The organism is Geminicoccus flavidas, from assembly GCF_009806515.1.
Lineage (GTDB): Bacteria > Pseudomonadota > Alphaproteobacteria > Geminicoccales > Geminicoccaceae > Geminicoccus > Geminicoccus flavidus.
This window is the reverse complement of record NZ_WUJP01000335.1, coordinates 1-1203: the sequence shown is the minus strand read 5'-3', so window position 1 is coordinate 1203 and position 1203 is coordinate 1. Positions and strand designations below refer to the sequence as shown.

1 protein-coding gene and 1 pseudogene are annotated in these 1203 nt (G+C 68.5%); one reads left to right on the top strand and one right to left on the bottom strand.

Going from position 1 to position 1203, the window contains the following annotated elements; all coding sequences use genetic code 11:
• Window positions 1-878, top strand: an 878-nt coding sequence (locus tag EQG76_RS09345; RefSeq protein WP_159712736.1) for an ABC transporter ATP-binding protein, incomplete at its 5' end; no start/stop codon positions are given.
• 100 nt (window positions 879-978) lie between these two features.
• Here the strand turns inward: EQG76_RS09345 and EQG76_RS32130 are convergent.
• A pseudogene (locus tag EQG76_RS32130) lies at window positions 979-1203 on the bottom strand (class I SAM-dependent methyltransferase); the annotation flags it as partial.

The window sequence follows — 1203 nt, the reverse complement described above, 5'->3', positions numbered from 1 at the left end:
AGTACACCCGCCGCCTGATCGGCAGCATCCCGAAGCTGAGCGACCCTATCACCGAGCGACCGGCGCCGGACGGGCCGCCGGCGGTCGAGGTCAGCGACCTGTCCAAGACCTATGTCCAGGGCGGCGGACTGGCGCTGGCCTCTGGCGGCGGCACCAAGGTGCAGGCCCTTTCCGACGTCAGCTTCGCCGCCAGCCGCGGCCGCACGCTGGCGATCGTCGGTGAGAGCGGTTCGGGCAAGTCGACCTTTGCCAAGATCATGCTCGGCATCGAGACGACGCCGGACGGCAAGGTGGCCCTGGACGACGGCTATGTGCTCAGCACGGCCAGCGTGACCGCCAGGCCCAAGGAGGTGCTGGCGCGGCTGCAGATGGTGTTCCAGAACCCGGATGCGACCCTCAACCCCAGCCACACGGTGGGCTATGCGATCGCCCGGCCGCTCAAGCTGCTGCGCAAGGCCAAGGGCGACATCAAGCAGGAGGTGCGCCGGCTGCTGGCGGCCGTCCGCCTCCCGCCGGAGTTTGCCGACCGCTACCCCTACCAGCTCTCCGGCGGGCAGAAGCAGCGCATCGCGATCGCCCGGGCGATCGCCAGCGAGCCGGACATCGTGATCGCCGACGAGCCCACAGCGTCGCTCGACGTCTCGGTGCAGGCCCGGGTCGTCCAGCTCCTGCGCGACATCCAGAGGGACCGTGAGCTGACGCTGGTGTTCATCAGCCACGACCTTGCCCTGGTGCGCAGCTTCGCCGACGACGTGGCGGTGATCTACCAGGGCAAGGTGGTCGACTACGGCCCGGTGTCGAAAGTGTTCATCCCGCCGCACCACCCCTACACGGCGGAGCTGATCAGCGCGGTGCCCCAGGTGCCGGTGGCGGCCTGAGAACGATTGGTCAGAGCGTCCTGTCTGCATGGGGCCTTCCCCCGCCAAGCGCGTGCCTGGGAACGCACGGATAGCGCCCCGCGGGTCGCCTGAGGGGTACTCAGGACCGGCTCGGGACCACCCCTCGGACAGCACGTAGGATGGTGGCGAACGAGCGCGGCCCATCTGGCAAGCCGGCCAAGTATCCGGCTTGAACGTGTCTCTGGATCTCGTCGCGCAGGTCGCCCGGAAGCGCATTCAGATGCGCCCCGAGCCGCCCCTGCCCTGTGCTGAAGTTGGACCAGTAGTCAGCGAACGACGCGTAATCGAAGCTGATGACGATGGG